We start from the raw sequence: 5,256 nt of genomic DNA, 5'->3' as shown, positions 1-5,256 counted from the left end.
GCTTCGACCTGGGCGAGGACGCGGGTGGGTTCTTCGCCGCCTGCGGTGATGATGCGGCCGTCGAGGTAGGTGGCGCCGAGGCCGCCGCGGGGGGTGGGCATGTCGGGGAGTCGGGTCCAGGTGTCGGTGGTGGGGTCGTAGCGTTCGACGGTGGCGGTGTTCTTGTCGGCGGAGAGGTTTCGGCCGCCGAGTGCGTAGGCGTAGGTGCCGTCGGTGGTGGCGGCGAGGTGTTCGCGGGGGGTGGGTAGGTCGGCGACGGTGGTCCAGGTGGTGCCGTCGAAGACGTCGGTGGTGGGGACGAGTTGGTTGTCGGCTTGTCCGCCGAAGACGTAGATGTTGGTGCCGATGGTGACGGCGGCTCCGGCTGCGCGGGGTTGGGGCATGGGGGGCAGGTCGACCCACTGGCCGTCGCGAACCGCGAAGACGCGATCGGAGGTGGTCGCGGTGAGATTCGGTCCGTCGGGAATCCAGCCGCCGAGCACCACGGGCACCCCGTCCCACGTCACCGCCATCGCGTGATTGAGCGGAACCGGCAGGTCGGGGCCGCTTTTCCAGGTGTCGATCGCCGGATCGTAGCCTTCGTGCGCGGCCGAGGCGCCGTCGTCGTCGAGTCCACCGAACACCCACACGGTGCCGTCGGCGACCGTCGTCGCGGTCTGCTGCCGGGCCGTCGGGGCATCGCGCACCGTGCGCCACTGCGCGGTCGGGGGCAGTTCGCCGGCGCTCTCGCCTGCCGCGGTAGCGGTGTCGGAGCCATCCTGCTGGCGCAGGACCAGGTAGAGGCCGGTCCCCGCGACCGCGACGAACAGGACGGCGACTATTGCCAGCACGGCCCGCAGCGACAGTCGTCCGTTCGAATCTGCTGTCTCGGACGGCGGAGGGGGCACCGGACGCCGCGGCGGTGGTGGCGCGGCCGGGTTCCGGACGGATGTCGTGGGCGGGTCGGTGCCGGTGCTCGGCACCGCCGCCGTCAGGGTCGGGTGGTCCTGGGGACGGTGATGTCCCGGCAGGGCCATCTCGTCGATGTGCCGGCCGTGTGTGCTCTCGATCTCCTGCAGTTCCCGGCCGAACTCGGCTGCGGTCGACGGGCGGCTGTGCGGATCGGCGGACATGGCGTGCTCGAGCGCGGTGCACACGTCGTCGGGGATTCCCTGTGGCCGTAGGTCGGGGATGGGCTGACTGCTGATCCGCAGGAACTGGGCGACGATCTCCTCACCGGTGCGACGTTCGAACGCGGCCCTGCCGGTGAGCATCGAGAACATCGCCGCGCCGAGTCCGTACACGTCGGAACTGGGCGTCGGTGCCTTGCCCTCGAGTACTTCGGGGGCGGTGAAGGCGAGCGATCCGGTGAACGCGCCCGTTGCGGTTTCGAATCCGCCGGCAATCCGGGCAATGCCGAAGTCGGTGAGTTGTGGTTCGCCGTACTCGGTCATGAGGATGTTCGCGGGCTTCACATCGCGGTGCAAGGTGCCGGCCTGATGTGCGGTTTCCAGTGCGCCCGCGAGTTTGATGCCGACGCGGACGACTTCGGGCCACGGCAGCGGCCCGTCGCGCCGCACCCTGATCGCCAGCGAATCGTTCGGATGGTACGGCATCACGATGTAGGGCCGACCGCTCGAGGTGACCCCGACCTGCAGGATGTTGACGATGTTGGGGTGTCCGGACAGGCCGCCCATCGCGTAGCCCTCGCGCAGGAAGCGTTCCCGGTTCTCGACGTCGAGGTCGGAGGAGAGCACCTTGATCGCGACCGTCCGGCCCAGCGATCGCTGTCGGCACCGGTAGACGACGCCGAACCCGCCCCGTCCTACGACCAGCGCATCGTCGAATCCCGCGGCGGACAGTTCCGCGGTGATTCCCTGACCCGCCGGGCGGGTCGCTTCCGGATCGAAATCGGCCATCGGCCCAAGCTTTCGACAGGCGCATGGAGGACGCGCGCTAGGAAGAGGATACCGCTGTGGGGGGCGCAGAAAGGACGAAGATCAGTGCCGGGCGCGCAGTCCGTTGACGAACGGACACCCGACAAGAAGGCGCAGCGCGCGACTGAGTCCGGTCGCGTCGTCGACGGGTTCGTGGAACGGGATGCGGACGTCGTGGTCGCCGGTGCCCGATTCGATGCGCAGGCGCAGGCCGTACCGGTCGAGACCGAGTGGGCGGATACGGCCGGATCGCGAGGCCGGAGGGATGCGGCGTGCGATGTGCGCGACGAGGTCGGCATGGTCCTCCTCGAGGTGCTGCAGCCACGCGGTTTCGAGTGCGGCGAACGGATCGGGCAGCGCGGTCAGCACGTCCTCGACCGCGACGGATTCGGCGCCGGTCGTGTCCGCGGCAACCACGGACGTCAGTTCCAGGCGCAGCAGTTCGGTGCCGTGACCGACATCGAGCAGTTCCGGGTGGGGCAGGGTCTCGGCGACCTCGAAGGCGAGTTCGCGGGGGTTGTCGACCGGGTACAGCGACCCGCGCAGCCAGATCAGGGACCGCACCGGGTTGCGCAGGGTGAGCGGTGAATGGTCGGTGAGTTCGAGGACTGCGGACAGGCCGGCCGCGTGGGATTGCCGGGCCAGTGTCACGGCCGGGCAGTCGATGGGGACGGTGATCACAATGTCGCCGTCGGTGTGGAGGTGATGGACCGCAGTGGTCACCGGCTCGCAGCCGTCGACGGCGAGAACAGTCGAATCGGCGCGCACGAGTGCGGTGCACACCCGTTCCGCGGTGCTGGGGGCGGGAACGGTGGTGGTCTGCATGCCGGCCTCCTCATTGTAGGTGAGGCAAACCTAAGTCATTGTGATCGGTGTCGCAAGGGCCTTCTGGGGCTAATCTGGACCGGTGTCGATCCCGCTCCCCCTCGGAATGCCGCCGTCCCGTGAAGAACCCCGAGGGCTCCTCGACGCGTTGTTCGCCTGTCGCCCGCCCGTGCCCGCGAGCGTGCCGGTCCGGGTCCTCGCACCGCCGATCGTCGCCGCGTCCGACGCTGGGGCGGGCGGCGACGTCGTCGTCGAACTCGATGCGAGTTCGGCGGCTCCCCTGCCGGCGAGCCGCAGACCCGTGCGCTATCAAATCGATTGCACTCCAGACTATTTCGCAGACGTTCTGGCGTTCACGTCGCCCGCCCCGCTGTGTGTGTACGTGGCGGGAGACACGCTCGCCGACGCTGCCCGCGAGCTCACGTCGGCGGGCCACGTTCCCGGCCTGCCCGCGGGCCGAAGCGCCGACGACATCGCCGACTTCCTCGCCGTCCTCGCGCACTCGGACACCGGCTACGTCGCGCGGTCCGGCGGCGCCACCGAGGTTCTCGCACTGTTGTCCGCGACCACGGCGGCGCTGAGCGGGTTCGACGTCCGGCAGGCCGTGGCCCAGCCCGATGTGACCCGTCTCGGCGCCCTCGCTCCCGAGGCCGCCGCCGCGGTCCGCGACGTTCTGCTCACCATCGAGGTCGACGATCCCTCCGCTATCGTCGCCGGACTGGCGGAGTTCGGTTTCACCATCCCCGCGTGAGGCCGCATTCCGGTTCGCATCACCCGGAGCACGGCGGCTCGGTGCGTAACCTCATAGGCGTGCCCCGCATCGCCTACTTCGGTCCGACCGGAACATTCACAGAAATGGCCCTCGCCCGACTCGAGGACGCCGGCACTTTCGGCGACCCGGTCGAACGGGTATCGGCGGCCAGCCCGCCGGCTGCCCTGCAACTGGTGCGCGACGGTGACGTCGACGGCGCGGTCGTGCCGATCGAGAGCTCCGTCGAAGGCTCCGTCCCACCGACGATGGACGCGTTGTCCATCGGGCCACGCCTGCAGATCGTCGCGGAAACCGAACTCGACGTGACGTTCACCGTCGTCGTGCGGCCCGGCACCACCGCCGAGAAGGTCCGCACACTCGCCGCATACCCGGTGGCGGCGGCGCAGGTGCGCCAGTGGGCCGCCGACACGCTGCCCCGCGCCGAGATCGTCGCCGCCTCGTCCAACGCGGGCGCGGCCGAAGACGTCGCCGCAGGCAAGGCCGACGCCGGGGTGTCGACCGCGCTGGCCGGTGAACGGCTCGGCCTCACCGCCCTCGCCGACAACGTCGCGGACTTCGTCGGTGCCCGAACACGGTTCGTGCTGCTCACCCGACCCGCGAAGACCCCGCCGCGCACCGGCCACGACCGCACCGCCGTCATCCTGCAGCTGCCCAACGAACCGGGATCGCTCGTGCGGGCCATGACCGAGTTCGCGACCCGCGGCATCGACCTCACCCGCATCGAATCGCGTCCGACCCGCCAGGAATACGGCACCTACTTCTTTCACTTGGACTGCGTGGGACACATCGACGACGCGCTCGTCGCCGAGGCGCTCAAAGCCCTGCACCGGTTCGCGCAGGTCCGATTCCTCGGGTCGTGGCCTGCGGTCGCCGAGCACGGTGCGCCCCCGGTGTCGGACGAGGCCGATGCGCAGTGGCTCGATGCGCTGCGACGTGGAGAGGAGAACCGGTGAGCGGCAGGCTGATCCTGGCCCGGCACGGGCAGACGGTGGCGAACGTGGCGCGGCGGCTCGATACCAAGCTTCCCGGCGCTGAACTGACGGAACTCGGTGTCGCACAAGCACATACGCTCGGATCGAATCTCGCGGACCGGCCTCCGGTGCTGCTGGTTGCCTCCCACGCGATTCGCGCCCGCCAGACGGCCCGTCAGATCGAACTCGCAGCGGGTGTCGCCGCGACGGTCCGGGACGGACTGCACGAGGTTCAGGCCGGCGACCTGGAGGACCGCAGCGACGACGAGTCGCACAGGATGTTCATGAAGGTCTACGAGGCGTGGCACAGCGGCGATCTGCGCACCCGAGTTCCCGGCGGCGAATCCGGGCTCGACGTGATCGACCGGTACGTGCCCGTCGTCGAAGACCTGCGCGACCAGTTTCTCGGCGACGGATCGGGCGACGTGGTGGTGGTCAGTCACGGCGCCGCGATCCGGCTGATCGCCGCGTACCTCGGCAAGGTGCCGGGCAGTTTCGCGACCAGCAACCACCTCGCGAACACCCAGACCGTCGAACTGACGCCACGCTCGGGCGGTGGGTGGGAATGCGTGCGGTGGGGAACCTTCCAGGCGCCCTTCCACGAAACCGGAGGCGCGGGCGCCGACGATCCGATGGGGTGACCTACCGGACCGGCCGGGTGCCGTCGAGGCGGGCGACGAGATCGCCGAGGGCCCGCCGCAGGCACCCGTCGGTGCCCGAGTTCAACGTCGTCCACGGCGTGCCGTCGGCCGCGACCGACGACGTGCCGACC

At 70.0% G+C, this 5,256-nt stretch carries 5 protein-coding genes; 3 read left to right on the top strand and 2 right to left on the bottom strand.

Features of this window, described 5'->3' with window-relative positions; genetic code table 11:
- Together WAX14_RS24115 and WAX14_RS24110 are read right to left on the bottom strand one after the other, a co-directional pair.
- Window positions 1–1,898, bottom strand: a 1,898-nt coding sequence (locus tag WAX14_RS24115; protein WP_422630568.1) for a protein kinase domain-containing protein, incomplete at its 3' end; no start/stop codon positions are given.
- Window positions 1,899–1,979: 81 nt separating this feature from the next.
- Window positions 1,980–2,741: a DUF2470 domain-containing protein gene (locus WAX14_RS24110; protein ID WP_422630567.1), complete on the bottom strand. Its 762-nt coding sequence runs from the start codon at window positions 2,739–2,741 to the stop codon at window positions 1,980–1,982.
- Between the two features lie 82 nt (window positions 2,742–2,823).
- On the opposite strand from WAX14_RS24110, the gene WAX14_RS24105 reads away from it, so the two are divergent.
- The 3 genes from WAX14_RS24105 to WAX14_RS24095 are packed head-to-tail and all read left to right on the top strand — an operon-like array spanning window position 2,824 to window position 5,125.
- Window positions 2,824–3,492, top strand: coding sequence for a hypothetical protein (locus tag WAX14_RS24105; protein WP_422630566.1), 669 nt, complete (start codon window positions 2,824–2,826; stop codon window positions 3,490–3,492).
- Between the two features lie 59 nt (window positions 3,493–3,551).
- Window positions 3,552–4,466, top strand: coding sequence for a prephenate dehydratase (gene pheA / locus WAX14_RS24100; RefSeq protein WP_422630565.1), 915 nt, complete (start codon window positions 3,552–3,554; stop codon window positions 4,464–4,466).
- Window positions 4,463–5,125 (top strand): histidine phosphatase family protein, encoded by a 663-nt coding sequence (locus tag WAX14_RS24095; RefSeq protein ID WP_422630564.1) that lies wholly within the window; start codon window positions 4,463–4,465, stop codon window positions 5,123–5,125. Before pheA ends, WAX14_RS24095 begins: the two co-directional genes overlap by 4 nt.
- Window positions 5,126–5,256 lie beyond the last annotated feature (131 nt).

Source organism: Rhodococcus sp. (in: high G+C Gram-positive bacteria) (assembly GCF_049299235.1).
Classification (GTDB): Bacteria; Actinomycetota; Actinomycetes; order Mycobacteriales; family Mycobacteriaceae; genus Rhodococcus.
The sequence above is the reverse complement of the archived record's forward strand: the minus strand, read 5'-3'. Positions and strand labels throughout refer to the sequence as shown.